Source organism: Micromonospora sp. H33, assembly GCF_052068455.1.
Taxonomy (GTDB): domain Bacteria; phylum Actinomycetota; class Actinomycetes; order Mycobacteriales; family Micromonosporaceae; genus Micromonospora.
The window spans coordinates 1-18,175 of sequence record NZ_JBQHDE010000026.1 but is presented as its reverse complement, the minus strand read 5'-3'; the positions used below and the strand labels follow the sequence as shown (position 1 = coordinate 18,175).

The window sequence follows — 18,175 nt, the reverse complement described above, 5'->3', positions numbered from 1 at the left end:
CCCTGACCAAGGAACAAGCCGCCTACCTCGGTATCTCCCAGGAAGGCCCGTTCAAGCCCGACCACTACCGCTACTGACCGGGAGGAGTCCCGCCGTGAGCGCGATCGCGGTCACCGGGTCCATCGCCACCGACCACCTCATGCGGTTCCCCGGGCGCTTCGCCGAGCAGTTGCTCGCCGACCAGTTGCACCGGGTCTCGCTGTCCTTCCTCGTCGACGACCTGGTCATCCGCCGCGGCGGAGTGGCGGCCAACATCGCGTACGGTCTCGGCCGGCTCGGCCTGCGGCCGGTGCTGCTCGGCGCGGCCGGCACCGACTTCGACGACTACCGCTCCTGGCTGGAGCGGCACGGCGTCGACTGCGACTCCGTCCACATCAGCGCCGACGCGCACACCGCGCGGTTCGTCTGCACCACCGACGCGGACGAGTGCCAGATCGCCTCGTTCTACCCGGGCGCGATGGCCGAGGGCGACCGCGTGGAGATCGCCGCCGCGGCAGATCGGCGCGGCGGGCTCGACCTCGTCCTGGTCGCCGCCGACGACCCGGCCGCGATGCTCCGGCACACCGCCTGCTGCCGGGAACTGGGTCTGCCGTTCGCGGCCGACCCGTCCCAGCAGCTCGCCCTGCTGTCCGGCGAACAGGTCCGCCGGTTCATCGACGGAGCGGAGTTCCTGCTCACCAACGAGTACGAGAAGGACCTCCTGGAGGCCAAGACCGGCCTGACCGCCGCCGAGGTCCGGCGCCGCGTCCGGGTGCAGGTCACCACGCTCGGCGCCAAGGGCGTACGCATCACCGGCCGTGCCACCCCCACCGTGGAGGTGCCCGCCGTGCCGGTGACCTCGGTGGCCGACCCGACCGGCGGCGGGGACGCCTTCCGGTCCGGCTTCTTCGCCGCGCTCTCCTGGGGGCTCGGGCTGGAACGCGCCGGGCAGGTCGGCAACGCCGTCGCCGCCTTCGCGGTGGAGGCGGTCGGCCCGCAGGAGTACCACCTCGACCACGACCGCCTCGGCGAGCGGCTGGCCCAGGCGTACGGCGACCGCTGCGCCGACGAGGTCACCGCCGCCTGGACGGCCCCGGCCGCCCTGGCAGCGCAACCCGGCTGATCCGCGCGCCTGTGTGCGAGCCGTTGCGCTGGTTCGGGCACGCCCGGCATAGGGTCACGCCACGGTCGGTGGCGCCACCACCATCCGCTGCCAGTTGCGGAACACGAAGCGGTGCACCGCCTTCAACCCCACCCACAGCGCCGGATACAGCGCGGCGTACCGCCGTCCGCGGACGGTCACCGTCGTGGTCCGGGTGACGCGGGTACCGGTGCCCGCCGGGCTCAGCTCGAACTCGTCTCCGAGCTGGTCGACGAACCGGTGGAAGCCGAGATCGGTCGACTCCATCCGGAACGCCAACTGCGCCGGAGGCTCCCACCGCGTGATCCGCTGCCGCACCACACCCTGCTCGGAGGCGCACTGCCGCCTCGCGCCCACCGCGCCGGGCCCGTCCGGCAGCCGGCACGCCGTGGGCCGGGGCGCGCCCAGGCAGAACACCGGGCACCGGGGGCGCAACTCCATGCGCGAGTCACAGAGAGCGGGCCACAACACCTCGGGCGGATGCGGCACCGTCCAGCGCGTACGCACCATCATGCGGGCAGCGTACTTCCTTTGAGCAATCGCTCAAAAGCTCCTGCAGCGGCTCGACGCGGCGTTCGGACTCGCCTCACCGGCTCCCATGAAGTGCCTGCTGGAAGTCGGCGGCGATCCGAGCCAGGTGTTCGCCGTACTCCGGCTCGCTCATGCGAGGACGGTCCCATGCGCGCTCCGCAAGATCGACGGGAGTGAGTTGGCGAGCGGGCGGGGCCGGCGAAGCTCGCGGCCCGGGGTACCACCGGCGGCCCGCGGTCGGGCGGAGGCCGGCCGGATGATCGCCCGAGGCGTCCGGCGAGTCGGGCCGCTATCGTCGCCGAATGCCCGAACTGATCAGGCCGACCGTCGGCCTGCACGCCGCCTGGCTCGAGGCGCACGACGAGTGGGGTCCCGGCGTCCACGAGGACGGGTTCGGGCTGCTGCCGTCCGATGAGGTGGACTCGCCGGCTGGGTTCGCGGCCTGGGTGGCCCGGCTGGCTGACGAGTCGCATCCGGCGAGGCCACTGGACGCCAGCCGGGTGCACAGCACGTACCGATGGATCGTCGAGGGCGACCGGGTGCTGGGCGCGACCGCGCTACGGCACGGGCCCGACGACGTCGTGCGGCGGATCGGCCACGTCGGCTACGGCATCCGGCCGTCGGCGCGCCGGCGCGGACTGGCCACCTGGGCTCTGGGCGAGATGCTCGGCGAGGCGCGGGCACTCGGACTGGACCGGGCGCTGATCGTCTGCGCGGCCGACAACGTCGCGTCGGCGAAGACCATCGAGCGTCGCGGCGGCGTCCTTGAAGGCGTCCGGGACACCGAACTCGGGCCGGCGCGGCGGTACTGGATCACCCTCCGTCGGGAGGGGGGTGGAGCGGGCGACGGGAATCGAACCCGCACCGTCAGTTTGGAAGGACGAAGATCACCGTCCCGAGATGCCCGAAACGCCTGCTGGCAGCAGGGTAGTGGGTCACGGCTCGTGCCCGCTCGTGCCCGTCCGGGGTACCGGCTACTGGCACGTGGCTGGCACGCCGCCGCCATCTGATCCGTAGATTCCCAAGACCATGTCGAGATCGTCCGACGCCGTCCGCCTGGTCCTGGTCCTCAAGCGCTCGGCAACTCGATCGGTCCCGGCCCGTCCGGTCCAGTCCGGCCCGCGGCTCCCACGGCAACGCCAACAGACCTTCATACTGTGCTCCATGGTCACCCCGGATGGCGGCTCCGACAGGGGGCACAGCACGCCGTTGGTTAGAAGACGAAGCTGGCGCGTCGGCTGGTGGGGCCCACTGTTCGGGTTGGTCGTAATAGTCGGCAGCGGGCACCTTCTGGTACTCGTGATGAACCGGATCTTCGGTGAGATGCCGCCACAAGAGTTCAGCCTACGCGGGTTCGCACTGACGTGGATATGGATGGCAGCGGGCGCATCGCTGCTTCGGTGGTGGGAACAACGCAGCGAAAACCGTCAGACTGAGGCACCCCCAAGGCCGCAGTGGCGTGCCGATACCCCTCGCTGGCTCGTGATGGTCTCGACGGTTACTTCCGTCTGCTTCCTTGCGACGTTGTTCGCGGGGTACGGCTCCGCGATTGACGGTGAACTCAGGCTTCTCTGGGCCGACGCGCTGGTTGCTTTCGCCTTCGCGTTGGCAGCAATCGTTCGTCGCCTAGGCGAACCGTTCAGAACACCGGAGGATCCAGAGGCCGCTGCCTCGCAGGAAAGAGAGCAGAAGCCGCCGAAGTCGGCGGAAGAAACTCTGCGGTGGTATCCGAAGTGGCGGGCCTGACCGCCTCCGCCCTCGCTGCCATCCCGTCTGCCGCCGACCCACACCTTGGTGGAGCGGGCCAGGGCCGGGGTGACAAGGTGGAGCGCCCAACCGGACGAACGACCTTGTCACCCCGGCCCTGGTCTGCTCGACTCGCCTGGGTCGGTGGCTGGCGGGATGGCATCCCACCACCCACGAACCGGAACCGCTCGGTAACTCCATCTCGGAGTCGTCTGGCCCCCGCCGGAGGCATGCCCTTCATCGGCCGGCGCGCCGGCCGATGCTGGCGCTTGCGCCGCCAGCAGGCCGAGTGCGGCCGGCGCGGCCCGCTTGCGGGCCGCCTTGATCCTTAAGAGGCCAATTCGGCAGTGTGGGCGGACTCGGACCGTGATCCGACAACTGATGTGCGACGGATCTCCGTCAACTGATGCGCGACAGGTCTCAGTCGGCTAGGTAGCAACTGGCCGGCGATGAACGCCCTGTCATGCCGATGAGCGTGCACCGCCGTGGCGGCCGTGAGCGAGGGCTTCGTTAATCGCTTGTCGGCTGCCCGGCGCGTCGCCGATGATGGCGGCCGTGGCCGCGACCCGACGGGCCGATATGTTCGTCGATCTTAAAAGACGACCTGCGTGAGACCGCACCAACGGTGGTCGAGGAGCGCACAACACCGGTCGAAGCCCCCGCCGTCAACGCCTCCGAATAGCCACCGGACGGGGAAGCGACCATGGATATCACCCATCGCCATGAGCTTGCTCGCAGGGCGCTCGATGGCTATGTGAGTGGCCCTGCTGCTCCGATCCGGGCAACGGCCCGCGCCCTCAGCGAAGGTCGACAACGCCGTGGCTGCGATGCTTGTCGAGGGCATCAGCGACCAAATCGCCCTGGAAACGGCTGCGGTGGGCCGTGGCCGGGATCTAGAGGCTGAGCGGGTCGTGATCGTGCCGATCGGCGGAGCGCACGCGATCGGCCGCTTCCTGACCATGTTGGGCCCGCTGCGCACCCGGGTGCGACTTGCCGGTCTGTGCGATCTGCAGGAGGCGGAGATATTCCGGCGGAGACTGATCACCACCGACGTCGGCTCACCCCGCACGAACACCGCACCTACAACGCCGTCCTTCGATCAAGGCGGTGTCTCGGAGAACGCGGCTTCGCATGTGGCCGCCGGTTACGTGACGCGGGGAAGCCCTGCGAGATCGTGCCCGAGGGTGTGCCGGAGTGTGAGGACGTTGTCGGGCTCATGGCTGGGCTGTTCGATCCGGTCAGCACGCGGGGTACTTACGGCCGCGAGCGTCAGTTCGAGGAATCGTTGTGAGGCAGCCCGCTGCGGTGTCTCGCCGAGGCGCGCGAGGTGTTCGTTGAGAAACAGCATGAGGAAGATGTCTTCCACCCACCGGTCGGGACGGAAGGTGCCTTCGGATTTTGCGCGAGCGATCAGTTCCTCGAACCCTTTGAGGGTTTTGTGTCGTAGTCTGTCGACCTCGGCGTTTTCGCCTGCTGGGATCGCGCGGAGCGCGGCCAGGTGGTGGACCTCGTTAACCTGTTCGGTGAACAGCCATTTCAGGAAGCTGGTGAACCCAGACCAGCCGCTGTCCTTGGCGAGCGCCTCGGTGAGGGCATGCTCATGTCGCGAGAGGCTGTCAAGGACCACCTCGATGATCAGTCCCCGCCGATCGGAGAAGTGGCGGTAGAGCGTGGCGTTGCCGAGGCCCGCTCGCTTGGCGATCTCGTCGAGGGGGGCGTCGAGACCGTACTCGGCGAACACCTCACGGGCCGCGTTCAACAGGGCCTGGCGATTGCGGCGTTGATCGGTGCGGGGACGCCGTCGCTTGGGGTCCGTGTGTGCCATCGGACCGATCCTATCGGCCGCGAACCGCGGCGTGGCCTACCCCACCGGTAAAACGTGGACTACTCCCCGTTTTCGACGTAGCTTGGCCTCACAGGTCAAGGACGGCCCGAGGGAGCGGATCATGAAATTCGACTACGTCATCGTCGGCGCGGGCGCGGCTGGAAGCGTGCTGGCCAACAGGCTGTCGGAGAACCCGTCGCACAAGGTTCTGCTGCTCGAGTACGGGGGCGCGGATATCAACCCGATGCATTACATCCCCAAGGGCTTCTTCTTCACCCTCCGCGGTGAGCGCTACTCGTATCACTACCGCACCCAGCCGATCGGGCCTAGCGGGCAGATCGAGACCTGGACGCGGGGCAAGGTGACCGGTGGGTCGACCACGATCAACGGGATGATGTACACCCGCGGCGCACCGGCCGACTACGACGCGATCGTCGAGCGGGGCAACCCTGGTTGGGGCTGGGACGACATGCTGCCCGTGTTCAAGGCGATGGAGGACCACCAGCTTGGCCCGTCGCCGATGCGCGGCGCCGGTGGCCCCTACGGCGTCTCCATCAGCGAGGACGACGAAGAGGTCACCACCGCCATCCTCGCCGCCGCTGAGAAGGTCGGCTGGCAGCGTTCGACCGACACCAATGCCCACGACGACGAACGCATCGGCTTCACCCCGTCATCGATCAAGAACGGTGTGCGGGTCAGTGCGGCCAGCGCTTTCCTGCGGCCGGCGCTCAAGCGGCCCAACCTGACCTATCTGAAGCGGACGAAGGTGGGTTACCTGCTCTTCGACGGGCACCGGGTCGTCGGCGTGCGTGCCACCCGGAAGGGTTCGGGGTACCAGGACTATCTGGCGGCCAAGGAGGTCATCCTGTCGGCTGGGACGATCGAGAGCACGCTGCTGCTGGAGCGATCCGGCATCGGACGACCGGAGGTACTCCGGGGCGCCGGGGTGGACGTCGTGGTGGAGAGCCCGAACGTCGGCGAGCGGGTGATCGAGCAGCGGGGCGTCAGCTTCCAGGTGAAGCTGAAGGACCAAATCGGCTTGACCCAGCGGCTCAACTCCGTGCCCAAGCAGGGCTGGGAGGGGTTCAAGTACCTGCTGACCCGCCGCGGCCCGATCGCCACAGGTGGATACGATCTCCTCTCCGCCTTCAAGTCCTCCCCGGAGCTTGAGCGGCCCGACATCCAGGGGATCTGGCTACCGATGGCGCTCGACGCCTCCTCGCCCACTATGAAGCTGGCCAAGCACTCGGGGTTCATGTTCGTGGGGTACAAGATCAGACCGACCACCGAAGGCTCGATCCACCTCGGTGGGCGACTTCCGGAGAACGCGCCACTGATCAACGCCCGGTTCCTCGAGACTGAGGAAGACCGTACGGCAACCTCGAAGATCCTCGACCGGGCTCGCGAGGTGGTCGCCCAGAGCCCGGTGGCGGACCTCGTCCAGGAGGAAGAGTTCCCCGGCCCCAAGGTGTCGACACCGGAGGAGGTTCTCAGATACTCGATCGACACCGGAGGCGGGATCTACCACGCCATCGGCTCGGCAGCCATGGGGCCGAACGATGACGATGTCGTCGACTCCCGCCTGAGGGTGCGAGGGGTGTCCGGGCTGCGAGTGATCGACGCTTCGGTCTTCCGGCAGCAGCCGTCAGGCAACACGGCGGCACCCACCATGGCCCTCGCGTGGCGCGCAGCCGACCTGATCGAGCAGGGCGAATAACAATGCGAGGATTGCACAGAAGGGCAGCCAGCCCGGTCGCAGACGCGGGCCCTCGCGTGACCGCGCGGTAGCCCCGGACGGCACCACGCGGCTCCGTCAGCCCCCAGCGCAGACGGAGCCGTTGCCGTTCGGAAGATCAGAAATCTGTGACCGGGTATGTCCACACACACCTTCTCCAACAGACCCGTGACGTGTACCGATACCTACGGGATCCGCAGGAGACAGCCCCAGCGGAGCGGCGGAGCTGTGATCGCCGCCAGCAGCGGGGCGTCCAACGCATCGATGGGAGAATGGCCCCTGGAACCTTCGCGTATCCGCTCACTGCCGCGAAGCGCTCCTCACCGAAGGTGATATCGGCGCCGGTCGCCAGCGTCCGGACGTGCCGAGATGAGTGCGTGGGTGCTGTGGAACTTGGGCGACGATCAGCAGCTGCGTCAACGTTTGCCGCTGTTTGCCGCCCTGTTTCTGGAATAGGTGGTCTGGCCTGCCGCGCTCGGCCGTAGCGGTCGTGGCGGTCGGACGTTGGGTTCATCCGAGCCACCGATCGAACCATGCGCGGGTGCGGCGGAGCACGTCGAGTTGGTGGTTGCGTTCGCGGATCGAGTGGTTCTCTCGGGGGTAGACGACGTACTTGTGCTCGACTCCGAACCTGCGTAGCGCGCGGTGGAAGAACTCCGCTTGTGATACCGGAACGTTGGTGTCGTTCTCGCCGTGCAGGATCAGCACCGGCGTGCGGACTTTGGAGGCGTACGAGATTGGGCTGAGCCGGTCGTGGCGGTGTGGGCCTGTTCCTTCCCAGCCGCTGCTGCCGCCGAGGGCAGCCTCGAACGGCCCCTGTTCTCCGGTTGCGGCGAGCATTCCCCAGTCGCTGATTCCGGCGCCCATCACGGCGGCCTTGAACCGGTCGGTCTGCCCGACCGCCCATGCGGCCATGAAACCGCCGTGGCTCCAGCCGCCGATGCCCAGCCGGTCGGGGTCGGCGACGCCGTCGGCGATGAGCAGGTCGATGCCGGCGCAGATGTCGGTCCACTCGTCCAGGCCGACCGCACCGGCGACGCGTAGGGCGAAGTCGTGGCCGTGCCCTTGGCCGCCGCGCGGGTTCGGCAGGAACACGGCGTAGCCCGCGGTCGCCAGCCACTGGCCTGACGGGTGCCAGCTGAGCATGAGCCGGTCGGCGTGCCGTTCGTACGGGCCGCCGTGGACCAGTGTCACCAGCGGAAACGGCCCGTCCTTGTGGGACCGGCCGGCGGGCAGGATCAGCAGGCCGTCCAGCGTCAGCCCGTCAGATGCCTCGTACGACAGGCGTTCCTGGACACCCCACCAGATGTCGCGGAGTTCGGGCCTGAGATCGGTCAGGCTCCTCAGCGGCCCGCTCGTAGGGCCAGCGTGGACGTTTCCGGGCTCATAGGACGTGCTCACCACCGCCGCGACGGCGTCACCGTGCCGGCTCGTGGTCAACGACGTCGCGAGGCCATCGACCCGGGACACCTCGACGAGGTTGGGCCCGACCGGATCGAGCCGGTAGATCGCGGTATCGAGCCCGTCGGCGACCAGCACCAGCGGCAGACCGGTGTCGACCTGGACCAGGTTGCTCGGGCAGACGGTCGTGCCGGCGGTCACGTTACGGTGCTCACCCACCGGCCCGCTCACCGGCACGGCGACATCGAGAACCGCGTGTCCGCCCACCAGAGCGGGCGGGGTCATCGCGACATACGCCAAGTGCCAGTCGTCGTCGGCGGACCACCAGACGAGCGACGACGCGCCCGCGGCGGCCGGGCCGAGGTCCCTCGTCACGCCGCTGTCCGGATCGAGCAGGTGCAGACCGGGCTCCACAAGGCCCGGGTCCACGTTAGGGGTCGACCAGGTCAGTACCGCCAGGATTCCATCGTCGGGCCGCTGGGCCACCTCGACGACATGGCGATCGCCGCACGCATCCGGTGTCCGGACCTCCCGGCTCTGTACGTCGAGCAGCCGCAGCCGGTCCGGTCGTACGCGTTCACCCCACACCCGAGCGTCGTCACGCTTCCTCACCCGACGTTCGTCCTCAGCGGACGGTCCATCGGCTGCGATCACCACGACCAGGTCCGGATCGGCTAGTGGGAGGTGCCCGGACACCCCACCGGCCCAGCACGTGACCGCCTGCACAACACCGTCGACGAGCCCCACCCGGTGCAGTTGCGCCGTGCCACGCTCGGCCCGGTCGGAGAGAAAATAAATCAACAGCGAATCCCCGGCCCACCGCGGCGCTGAATCGTACGCCTCACCCGAAGTCAATCGTCGCGGAGACCCGGTCCCGTCGACGGCGGCGACCCAGAGTTCGCTGACCGGGTGATCACCAGCCCGCCCGACCGGGGCGACCAGGTAGGCGACCCACTTGCCGTCCGGCGACAGCGCCAATGCCTGCGGAACACGACCGTCAACCACCAACTGGGCGGTGAGCTGTGCACGGGCCACCGAGGCACAGTATCGATCAACTACTACGGCGGCCAACCGCTGCCGCAACGCGCCGCAGCATGGCTGCGGCGTCCTCGCACCGTCCCAATCTCGACCAACAACGCCAGGAGGAAACGATCTCGCTGCTTGATCGGATGCGCACATCTGCCGCGTTCCGCGCGCCGACTGTGTCGCGCATCAGTTGGCGGACGAGTGTCGCGCATCAGTCGACGGAGGACAGGGCGGACTCGGACTCGGTCTGGGACGGCGCCTCGCGGAGTGGCAGCCGGCTCACGACGGACCACTCGTACATCCGCCGGTCGCGGTGCATCTCGATTACGTCGACGTGACGGATCCGAACCGTAGCGTGCTCGGGCTTGATGTGGTCGACGGCGTGGATGTACGGCTCGGCTGGTCCATCTGTGGTCAGGTAGGCGACGCTGACGTGTGGCCGGTATCGGTGGTGGTTCTCGGGGATTTGGTCCTCACCGAGGACGCGGCCGATGGCCGTCTGGGTGGCGGCGCGCAGCTGCTGGACGGGCTCGGCGGGCGTCGCCGGCATGACGATCGCTTCGTCCGCCACGACGATCTCACCGAATCGGACATCGACTGCGGGCAGTCGGGCGAGCTGTGCGCCGGCCTCCTTGATGATGGCGGCCAATGTCTCGTCCGTCGTCTCGTCGGTGAACCCGATGCCCTGCATGGTCAGGTGCAGCCACTCGTCTGGGATGAGGGTCACGGGCGGGGCGACGTTCAATGCCGACCGGTACGTATCAGCCAGACGGTAGAGGTCCGGCTGACCTTCGAAGGTGACGTGGAAGGCGTAGAAGCGGCGGCCCACCCGCCATCCGGGCCGCCACCACCAGTGGTCGTGGACCTGGTCGGCGTGCTGTCCCGGGGCAAGGTCAGCTAGTGCCATGACTTCTCCTATCAGACCTCGGACGGAGCTTCCGGCTCAGTCGCCGTCGGCTCTACGTCGTACTCGTCGATGACCATGATTCGGTCGGCGGGCCAGACGGACTCGGACACTTCGAGGATGGTGCCGTCTTCGGCTCGGGCGACGTGGATGACGTGCATGACCGGCGCACCCAGGGGCAGGCTGAGGGCAGATGCCTCTTCGGCCGTTGGGAGCCGGGCAACCCACTGGTCGCGCGCCGTGGTGTAGCGCTTGCCGCTCAGGTCCTCGATGCAGAGGAACAGCCCCTTGGGCACGACGGTCGGCTCTTCAAGGAAGGTGCCGCCGGCAATCTCCATGGGGATATAGCTGGCGCCTATTTCCTCGGGCCTACCGGTCTCTCGGTCGAAGAGGTGGCGACGCCTGATGACCACCTCGCTGCCGGGCTCTGCACCCATCACCTCTGCGATATGTGCGGGCAGCGGTGCTCGCCCGGCGTACACGATCTCGTGCCGGAGGTGGGACGTGAGTAGCTGCTGGTCCTTGCGGGCTCGGCCGTAGCGGTCGCGGGAGCGGCGTTGCAGTCGCCGGCTCTCTCGGACGAAGGTGCCGACGCCGTGGCGGGACTCGATGAGTCCTTCGGGTTGTCGCGTTGCCGGCGGCTGCGGTTGAGGCACTGCGCGAGCACCTAGCCGCGCACGTCGAGGACGGTCCCGGCGCGCTCATCTTCACCGGGGCGAAGGGTGCGCCGCTGCGTTCCGGCAACTTCGGCCGGGCCGTCAAGTGGACCAAGACGGTCGCCTCGGTCGGCCTGGCCGGCTTCCACTTCCACGACCTGCGCCACACCGGCAACACGCTCGCCGCCGCCTCTGGGCCCAGCACGCGGGAGCTCATGCACCGCATGGGACACGCCACCATGCGCGCCGCGCTGATCTACCAGCACGCCACCAGCGAGCGCGACCGCGAGATCGCCCGCGCAATGGACCGCCGCATCGCCGGAGATGGCCGACGCCGCCAGTGAATGGCACGCGGATGGCACGCAAGATCCAGGATGGGGGAGAAGTGAAATGGCCCAGGTGCCGCGATCATGCGGTCTGCCTGGGCCTTCGTGGGTGGAGCGGGCGACGGGAATCGAACCCGCACCGTCAGTTTGGAAGACTGAAGCTCTGCCATTGAGCTACGCCCGCGGGCGCCCCGGACATCGGGACGCGCCGACAGCGTACCCAATGCCACCGTCCCCCGCGCAGCCGCGCCCCGCGCGCCGCGCCCCTCAAGATCCGCACAACTTCACGGAAAGAGGGGCCTCCGACGGCGGTCGAGACCACACTTTCCCTGAAGTTGCGGCCTTCCGGCCCCGGCGGCGGCGGCCTTCGCGGCGCCTTCGGGAAGCGGAACACGCGTCGGGGGACGCCCCGGGAGACTCCGGGCGGGCGCGGACGGCATAGACTGCTTCCCGCCACGGGGTGTGGCGCAGCTTGGTAGCGCACTCGCTTTGGGAGCGAGGGGCCGTGGGTTCAAATCCCGCCACCCCGACTGTCGTCCGCGACCGGGCCGTCCCGGGCGCCGCCGCTTCTCCGCGCGGTTCCCGGGCGCTGCTGGCCGGCCGCGCCGGCTCGCCTACACTCGATGGGCTGTTAGAGCGCCCAGACAAACCGAGATCCGTCAAGGAGTACGCCTGTGAAGAGCACCGTCGAGACTCTGAGCCCGACGCGCGTGCGGCTCGCCATCGAGGTGCCGTTCGTCGAGCTCGAGCCGAGCCTCAAGAAGGCGTACCGGGAGATCGGCCAGCAGGTCCAGGTTCCCGGCTTCCGCCGGGGCAAGGTTCCGACCGCCGTGATCGACCAGCGGGTCGGCCGGGGCACCGTCCTCAACGAGGCGGTCCAGGAGGCCATCCCGCAGAACATCCTCGCCGCGGTCCGCGAGCACGACCTGAAGACGCTTGGCCGTCCCGAGGTCGAGATCACCGAGTTCGCCGACGGCGACTCGCTGAACTTCACCGCCGAGGTCGACGTCCGCCCGGAGATCACCCTGCCCGACCTGGCCACCATCGAGGTGACCGTGGACGAGCTGCAGATCGACGACAGCGAGATCGACGCCCAGGTGAACAGCCTGCGCGAGCGGTTCGCCACCCTCAAGACCGTCGAGCGGGCCGCCGCCGAGGGCGACTACGTGCAGATCGACCTGAACGCGACGGTCGACGGCGAGGACGTGCCGGGCGGCTCGGCGAGCAACATCTCGCACGAGGTCGGCAGCCAGCAGCTCCTGCCGGGCCTGGACGAGGCCGTCGTCGGCCTCGCCGCCGGCGACAGCACCACCTTCACCACCCAGCTCGTCGGCGGCGACTACGCCGGCAAGGACGCCGAGGTGTCGGTGACCGTCCGCACGGTCAAGGAGAAGGAGCTCCCCGAGCTGAACGACGAGTTCGCCCAGATGGCGAGCGAGTTCGACACCATGGAGGAGCTGCGCGACGACCTGCGTGAGCGGGTGAGCCGGGGCAAGCGGGTCGAGCAGATCTACGCCGCGCGGGACAAGGCCCTCGAGCAGTTGGTCGAGGCCGCCGATGTGCCGGCGCCGGAGGGCGTCGTCCGCGAGGAGGTCGAGAGCCGCAAGGCGGCGATGGTCGACCAGCTGGAGCGCATCGGCGCCTCGCTGGAGGAGTACCTCGCGGCCGAGGAGAAGACCGAGGAGCAGATCGACGAGGAGCTGACCGAGGCGGCCACGCAGGGCGTCAAGATCCAGCTCCTGCTGGACACGATCGCCGACGCGGAGGACACCCAGGTCTCCGACGACGAGTTCGGGCACGAGATCGTGCACCGGGCGCAGCGCGCCGGGATGCCCCCGCAGCAGTACTACGACCAGCTCGTCCGCTCGGGCGCCGCCGGCGCCGTCTACGGCGACGTCCGCCGCGGCAAGGCGCTGGCTTCGATCATGGAGCGGATCGCGATCAAGGACACCGCCGGCAACGAGGTGAGCCTGGACGCGCTGCGCGCCGAGAGCGAGGCCGAGCACGACCACGAGCACTGATCGTCGGGTGCGGCCGCCGTCCATCCCTCGCGGTTGGGCGGCGGCCGAAACCCGTTTCTGGGTACGCCCCGAAGGGGCTGCGCTGAGAGCGAACAGTGCCCGGACCGGGGCTCTGGGGCCCGGCTGAGCGGTTAGTGTCGGGTAGGACGGTACGGAGAGCGAAGGGCTGCCATGACCGACATGCACATCCCAGCGACGCCGCTCCGGGCGATCGACGCCCGAGGTGGCGACACCATTGGCAACCTCGACGACTCGGTGTACAACCGGTTGCTCAAAGAGCGGATCATTTTCCTGGGCAGCGAGGTGACCGACCAGGTCGCCAACCGCATCTGCGCGCAGCTGCTGCTGCTCGCCGCGGAGGACCCGGACCGCGACATCAACCTCTGGATCAACTCGCCGGGTGGCTCGGTCTACTCGGGCATGGCGATCTACGACACGATGCAGTTCATCGACAACGACGTGTCGACCGTGGCGATGGGCATGGCGGCCTCGATGGGCCAGCTGCTGCTCTGCGCGGGCACCAAGGGCAAGCGTTACGCCCTTCCGCACGCGCGGATCATGATGCACCAGCCGTCCGGCGGCATGGGTGGCACCGCGGCGGACATCGCGATCCAGGCGGAGCAGATGCTCTACACCAAGCGGATGTTCCAGGAGCGGGTCGCCTTCCACACCGGCCGGACCGCGGCGGAGATCGAGGCGGACTCGGACCGCGACCGTTGGTTCACCGCCCAGGAGGCCATGGACTACGGCTTCATCGACAAGGTGATCACCGGAGCCGCCCAGGTTCCGGAAGGCGCCGGGACCCTGAGCTGAGCGAGGAGCTGACGATGACCGACCTGAGCCTGCCGCCCCAGTTCGCGGCCGTGCACAACCGCTACGTCCTGCCGTCGTTCGTCGAGCGCACGTCGTACGGGGTCAAGGAGTCCAACCCGTACAACAAGCTCTTCGAGGACCGGATCATCTTCCTCGGGGTCCAGGTCGACGACGCGTCGGCCAACGACGTGATGGCCCAGCTGCTGACGCTGGAGGGCACCGACCCGGACCGCGACATCATCATGTACATCAACTCGCCCGGTGGCTCGTTCACGGCCATGACGGCGATCTACGACACCATGCAGTACGTCCGTCCGGACATCCAGACGGTCTGCCTCGGCCAGGCGGCCAGCGCCGCCGCCGTGCTTCTGTCGGCGGGCACTCCGGGCAAGCGGATGGCGCTGCCCAACTCGCGGATCATCATCCACCAGCCGGCCACCGAGGGCGGCTACGGGCAGGGCTCGGACATCGAGATCCAGGCCCGGGAGATCCTGCGGATGCGGACGCAGCTGGAGGAGATGCTCTCCCGGCACTGCAACCGGCCGATCGAGCAGGTCCGCAAGGACATCGACCGTGACAAGATCATGACGGCCGAGGAGTCCAAGGAGTACGGGCTGGTGGACACGATCCTCACCAGCCGCAAGAAGGGTCTGCTGGCCGCCAACGCCGCCAGCTGAGCACCACGGTTGGAGGTCGGTCGGGGGTCCGCTCCCGACCGACCTCTGACACACCCGTTTTGGGGGTCGGAGAAACCCGCGCCAGCGGGTAACGTCGGGTCTGTACCGCTGCGCTGGCCGCCTGGCCGGCGGGGCAACGGAGACGGGCGGCGCGCAGCGCCCGCAGGTCATGGCCGGGTCCCCGGCCGATGAGTGCAGGGAGAACGTAGGTGGCACGGATCGGTGACGGCGGCGACCTACTGAAATGCTCCTTCTGCGGCAAGTCGCAGAAGCAGGTCAAGAAGCTCATCGCGGGCCCCGGGGTCTACATCTGCGACGAGTGCATCGATCTCTGTAACGAGATCATCGAGGAGGAGCTGGCCGAGTCCGGCGAGGTGAAGTGGGAAGAGCTTCCCAAGCCGATGGAGATCTGCCAGTTCCTCGACAACTACGTCGTCGGTCAGGACCAGGCCAAGAAGGCGCTCGCCGTAGCGGTCTACAACCACTACAAGCGGATCCAGGCCGAGGCCACCGGCGCCCCCGGCAGTGACAGCGTCGAGCTGGCCAAGTCCAACATCCTGCTCCTCGGCCCGACCGGGTGCGGCAAGACACACCTCGCCCAGACCCTGGCACGGATGCTCAACGTCCCCTTCGCCATCGCGGACGCCACGGCCCTCACCGAGGCCGGCTACGTCGGCGAGGACGTGGAGAACATCCTCCTCAAGCTCATCCAGGCCGCCGACTACGACATCAAGCGCGCCGAGACCGGGATCATCTACATCGACGAGGTCGACAAGATCGCTCGGAAGTCGGAGAATCCGTCGATCACCCGGGACGTGTCGGGCGAGGGTGTGCAGCAGGCCCTGCTGAAGATGCTGGAGGGCACGGTCGCGAACGTGCCGCCCCAGGGCGGCCGTAAGCACCCCCACCAGGAGTTCATCCAGATCGACACCACCAATGTGCTGTTCATCTGCGGTGGTGCCTTCGCCGGCCTCGACCAGATCATCGAGGCCCGCACCGGCCACGGCGGCACCGGCTTCGGGGCCCGGCTCCGGTCCGTCTCGGAGCGCTCGACGGACGACATCTTCAGCCAGGTGATGCCGGAGGACATGCTGAAGTTCGGCCTGATCCCCGAGTTCATCGGCCGGCTCCCGGTGATCACCAACGTGCGAAGCCTCGACCGCAGCGCCCTGGTCCGGATCCTCACCGAGCCCCGGAACGCCCTCGTCCGGCAGTACCAGCGCCTCTTCGAGCTGGACGGCGTCGAGCTGGAGTTCGAGCAGTCGGCCCTGGAGGCGATCGCCGACCAGGCGATGCTCCGCGGCACCGGCGCCCGTGGCCTCCGAGCGATCATGGAAGAGGTCCTGCTCTCCGTGATGTACGAGGTCCCGAGCAACCCCGACGCCGCCCGCGTGTTGGTCAACCGCGAGGTCGTCCTGGAGAACGTCAACCCCACGATCGTCCCGCGCGAGTTCACCGGCCGGCGGGCCCGTCGCGACCGCGAGGAGAAGTCGGCCTGACCGGTCCACGGCGCCGCCGGGCGACCCTCGCCGCGGCGGCGCCTGGTCCTGTCGTCGCAGCGCTTCCGCCCGTACGCTGATGCCATGCGCGTCGCCGTCTGCCAGCTGAACGCCCGGGACGACCGCAAGGCGAACCTGGCGGCCGCGGAGGTCCTGCTGGAGCGCGCCGCCGCCGGCGGCGCCGACCTCGCGGTCCTGCCGGAGTACGTGGACTACCTCGGGCCCGCCGCCGGTCTTCCGGACCCGGAGCCGGTCGACGGCGAGGTGGGGCAGTTCTTCGCCGGTGTCACTCAGCGGCTCGGCATGTGGGTCATCGTCGGCTCGGTCCACGAGCGCGGTCCGGATTCCGAGCACACGTACAACACGTCGCTGGTGTTCGACCGGTCCGGCACGCTCGCGGCCACCTACCGCAAGATCCACCTGTACGACGTGGAGATCCCCGGCCGGGTGTCGTACCTCGAGTCGGCCACGGTCGCGCCCGGCGCGCAGCCGGTGGTCGTCGACGTCGAGGGCCTGCGGGTCGGCCTGTCGATCTGCTACGACCTGCGCTTCCCCGAGCTCTACCGGCAGCTCGCCACCGACGGCGGCGCTCAGCTGCTCGTCGTGCCCGCGGCCTTCATGCTGCACACCGGGCGGGACCACTGGGAGGTGCTGCTGCGGGCGCGGGCCATCGAGAACCAGTGCTTCGTCGCGGCGGCCGGCCAGACGGGGGACCATGAGCCCGGCCGGACGTGCTTCGGGCGGAGCATGGTGGTCGACCCGTGGGGTCTCGTGCTCACCCAGGTGCCCGACGGCCAGGGGGTCGCGATCGCCGACCTCGACCTCGACCGGCTGCGGGCCATCCGGGCCGAGCTGCCGAGCCTCGCCAACCGCCGTCTCTAGCGCGTCTGGCCCACGCCCTAGCCTTGGAGCAGCACCCCGACCGTGGCGAGCCCGGCGATGGCGGCGGCGGTGACGAGAAGCGCGGTGGTCATGCGCGACGGCCCGCGCCGGACGAGCCGACCGACCGACACCACCAGGACGACGAGCACGAACGCGCCGATGACCAACTGCCAGAACGGCAGCAGCAGTCCGAGCAGCGCGTCCTCGGCGAGCACCGTCGCGGTCAGGTCAGCCATGCCAGACACTCTCGCATGTCGTGCGGCCTCTGTGCCGTGCCGCGACACGGATCGCTGGGCGATCGGTGTCCGGGACCGGGAATCGGGGCCCGTGGTCAGCGGTTACACCTGGAGTCGCACGGGTGTGATGCCGCGATGTCCGGACGCCTCGGCGATCGGGATCGGGCCTGGGAATGCCCGGCTGCGGTAGACGGTTACACCTGGAGTCGCACGGATGCCGTGCCGCGACGTGCGGAACCTGTGGACGACCGGTATCGCGACCGGGAATGCCGCCCGGCGGTATGCGGTCGCAGCTGGAGCCGAAGGGCGACGGCGCGGCCGACAAGGCAGCGACCGATCTTGATTTGCCTTCGGCGGCCGGTCCGCGTAACTTTCTCTCTGCACGCGGGAGGCCGGGCAAACCGGCCGAGAACGGGCGCCAGGCTCGTGACGGAGACGCCGAGCGAGACTGAGAGCCGGGCGGTGCGAGAGACTCCGGAAAGACGGGGTTGCGATCGCGAAGCCGACCGGGTAGAGTTCTGAAGCCGGCAGGGAGCCGGGCGGATGATCGCCAAGCGATTGTCGGCCGGTCTTGCCGCTTCCCACGACAGTAACGACCGCCGGGTACGGCGTGCGTCGTCGTGGATCCGGACCGCACCAAGTCGATCATCTGGGACACCAGTTTGACGGCGGGGGATGGACCGGGTAAGTTCGAGAGGTTGCCCCGGATGGGGCCCACGTGGTGGGTTTCCGGATGGTGTGTGGTTGTTCTTTGAGAACTCAACAGGGTGCTTGATA

At 68.8% G+C, this 18,175-nt stretch carries 17 protein-coding genes, 2 tRNA genes and 1 pseudogene; 13 read left to right on the top strand and 7 right to left on the bottom strand.

Annotation, left to right across the window (positions count from 1 at the left end; translation table 11 throughout):
• Both ACTMS0_RS28830 and ACTMS0_RS28825 read left to right on the top strand, forming a co-directional pair.
• Nucleotides 1-77 (top strand): adenosylhomocysteinase (locus ACTMS0_RS28830; RefSeq protein WP_441158006.1); only part of this gene is annotated, 77 nt, incomplete at its 5' end.
• 62 nt (nt 78-139) lie between these two features.
• Nucleotides 140-1,102: a carbohydrate kinase family protein gene (locus ACTMS0_RS28825; RefSeq protein ID WP_441158422.1), complete on the top strand. Its 963-nt coding sequence runs from the start codon at nt 140-142 to the stop codon at nt 1,100-1,102.
• A 54-nt stretch (nt 1,103-1,156) separates the two neighbouring features.
• Here the strand turns inward: ACTMS0_RS28825 and ACTMS0_RS28820 are convergent, their stop codons facing one another.
• Entirely contained in the window at nt 1,157-1,633 is a 477-nt protein-coding gene (locus ACTMS0_RS28820) for an SRPBCC family protein (RefSeq protein WP_441158420.1), read from the bottom strand.
• Nucleotides 1,634-1,953: 320 nt separating this feature from the next.
• On the opposite strand from ACTMS0_RS28820, the gene ACTMS0_RS28815 reads away from it, so the two are divergent.
• From ACTMS0_RS28815 to ACTMS0_RS28805, 3 genes and pseudogenes are all read left to right on the top strand, one after another.
• Nucleotides 1,954-2,661, top strand: a complete 708-nt coding sequence (locus ACTMS0_RS28815; RefSeq protein ID WP_441158419.1) for a GNAT family N-acetyltransferase — start codon at nt 1,954-1,956, stop codon at nt 2,659-2,661.
• A 292-nt stretch (nt 2,662-2,953) separates the two neighbouring features.
• Complete coding sequence (locus ACTMS0_RS28810; RefSeq protein WP_441158418.1) at nt 2,954-3,397, top strand: hypothetical protein; 444 nt, start codon at nt 2,954-2,956, stop codon at nt 3,395-3,397.
• An 827-nt stretch (nt 3,398-4,224) separates the two neighbouring features.
• Nucleotides 4,225-4,368, top strand: a pseudogene (locus ACTMS0_RS28805) (TOPRIM nucleotidyl transferase/hydrolase domain-containing protein); the annotation flags it as partial.
• A 173-nt stretch (nt 4,369-4,541) separates the two neighbouring features.
• Here the strand turns inward: ACTMS0_RS28805 and ACTMS0_RS28800 are convergent.
• The gene (locus ACTMS0_RS28800) at nt 4,542-5,222 is read right to left on the bottom strand and encodes a TetR/AcrR family transcriptional regulator (protein WP_441158417.1); all 681 of its coding nucleotides are present in this window, start codon (nt 5,220-5,222) and stop codon (nt 4,542-4,544) included.
• A gap of 121 nt (nt 5,223-5,343) precedes the next feature.
• On the opposite strand from ACTMS0_RS28800, the gene ACTMS0_RS28795 reads away from it, so the two are divergent.
• On the top strand, nt 5,344-6,939 hold the full coding sequence (locus ACTMS0_RS28795) for a GMC family oxidoreductase (protein WP_441158416.1): 1,596 nt from the start codon (nt 5,344-5,346) through the stop codon (nt 6,937-6,939).
• Between the two features lie 528 nt (nt 6,940-7,467).
• Here ACTMS0_RS28795 and ACTMS0_RS28790 read toward each other — a convergent pair.
• The 3 genes from ACTMS0_RS28790 to ACTMS0_RS28780 form a co-directional block, all read right to left on the bottom strand.
• Nucleotides 7,468-9,393 (bottom strand): S9 family peptidase, encoded by a 1,926-nt coding sequence (locus tag ACTMS0_RS28790; protein ID WP_441158415.1) that lies wholly within the window; start codon nt 9,391-9,393, stop codon nt 7,468-7,470.
• A 202-nt stretch (nt 9,394-9,595) separates the two neighbouring features.
• On the bottom strand, nt 9,596-10,291 hold the full coding sequence (locus ACTMS0_RS28785; RefSeq protein ID WP_441158414.1) for a 2'-5' RNA ligase family protein: 696 nt from the start codon (nt 10,289-10,291) through the stop codon (nt 9,596-9,598).
• Between the two features lie 11 nt (nt 10,292-10,302).
• Nucleotides 10,303-10,770 carry a UTRA domain-containing protein gene (locus tag ACTMS0_RS28780; protein ID WP_441158421.1) on the bottom strand — a complete coding sequence of 156 codons (468 nt, stop codon included), beginning with the start codon at nt 10,768-10,770 and terminating at the stop codon, nt 10,303-10,305.
• Between the two features lie 149 nt (nt 10,771-10,919).
• Between ACTMS0_RS28780 and ACTMS0_RS28775 the strand changes: the two genes are divergently transcribed.
• Complete coding sequence (locus ACTMS0_RS28775; protein WP_441158413.1) at nt 10,920-11,288, top strand: tyrosine-type recombinase/integrase; 369 nt, start codon at nt 10,920-10,922, stop codon at nt 11,286-11,288.
• 92 nt (nt 11,289-11,380) lie between these two features.
• Here the strand turns inward: ACTMS0_RS28775 and ACTMS0_RS28770 are convergent.
• A tRNA-Gly gene (locus ACTMS0_RS28770) sits at nt 11,381-11,454 on the bottom strand.
• Nucleotides 11,455-11,726: 272 nt separating this feature from the next.
• On the opposite strand from ACTMS0_RS28770, the gene ACTMS0_RS28765 reads away from it, so the two are divergent.
• The 6 genes from ACTMS0_RS28765 (at nt 11,727) to ACTMS0_RS28740 (ending at nt 17,162) form a co-directional block, all read left to right on the top strand.
• Nucleotides 11,727-11,800: transfer RNA gene (locus ACTMS0_RS28765), tRNA-Pro, on the top strand.
• A 144-nt stretch (nt 11,801-11,944) separates the two neighbouring features.
• Nucleotides 11,945-13,291 (top strand): trigger factor, encoded by a 1,347-nt coding sequence (gene tig, locus ACTMS0_RS28760; RefSeq protein ID WP_441158412.1) that lies wholly within the window; start codon nt 11,945-11,947, stop codon nt 13,289-13,291.
• A gap of 171 nt (nt 13,292-13,462) precedes the next feature.
• Nucleotides 13,463-14,104, top strand: a complete 642-nt coding sequence (locus ACTMS0_RS28755; protein ID WP_441158411.1) for an ATP-dependent Clp protease proteolytic subunit — start codon at nt 13,463-13,465, stop codon at nt 14,102-14,104.
• A gap of 14 nt (nt 14,105-14,118) precedes the next feature.
• On the top strand, nt 14,119-14,781 hold the full coding sequence (locus ACTMS0_RS28750; RefSeq protein WP_120730639.1) for an ATP-dependent Clp protease proteolytic subunit: 663 nt from the start codon (nt 14,119-14,121) through the stop codon (nt 14,779-14,781).
• Between the two features lie 209 nt (nt 14,782-14,990).
• A complete protein-coding gene (clpX, locus tag ACTMS0_RS28745) occupies nt 14,991-16,280 on the top strand; it encodes an ATP-dependent Clp protease ATP-binding subunit ClpX (protein WP_441158410.1) in 1,290 nt (429 codons plus the stop codon).
• Between the two features lie 84 nt (nt 16,281-16,364).
• Complete coding sequence (locus ACTMS0_RS28740; protein ID WP_441158409.1) at nt 16,365-17,162, top strand: carbon-nitrogen hydrolase family protein; 798 nt, start codon at nt 16,365-16,367, stop codon at nt 17,160-17,162.
• A 17-nt stretch (nt 17,163-17,179) separates the two neighbouring features.
• Here ACTMS0_RS28740 and ACTMS0_RS28735 read toward each other — a convergent pair whose 3' ends face one another.
• Entirely contained in the window at nt 17,180-17,398 is a 219-nt protein-coding gene (locus ACTMS0_RS28735) for a hypothetical protein (protein ID WP_441158408.1), read from the bottom strand.
• Nucleotides 17,399-18,175: the final 777 nt, after the last annotated feature.